Genomic DNA, 275 nt, shown 5'->3' with positions numbered 1-275 from the left:
CGGCTTGCCGATGCGCGACTACCCGGCCGGCTACCGCCTGATCGCCAGCGGCGACGTCGACGGCGACGGCAAGGCCGACTTGGTGTGGCGCGACGACAGCGGCAGCGTGGTCGCGGTCTGGACCATGGACGGCGCGCGCGTCAGCGGCGGCCGCGCCCTCGTCATCGGCTCGCGCTGGCAGTTGCTCGGCAGCGGCGATTTCGACGGCGACTCGCGCCTCGACCTGCTGTGGGGCGACGGCCTGCGCATGCGCCAATGGCGCTTCGGCCCGAAGC

General features: G+C 73.8%; 1 protein-coding gene. It reads left to right on the top strand.

Going from position 1 to position 275, the window contains the following annotated elements:
- Positions 1–275, top strand: a 275-nt coding sequence (locus HKX41_11385) for a VCBS repeat-containing protein (protein NNC24734.1), incomplete at both ends; no start/stop codon positions are given.

Source organism: Salifodinibacter halophilus, assembly GCA_012999515.1.
Classification (GTDB): domain Bacteria; phylum Pseudomonadota; class Gammaproteobacteria; order Nevskiales; family Salinisphaeraceae; genus Salifodinibacter; species Salifodinibacter halophilus.
This window is presented reverse-complemented; position numbering and strand designations above follow the sequence as displayed.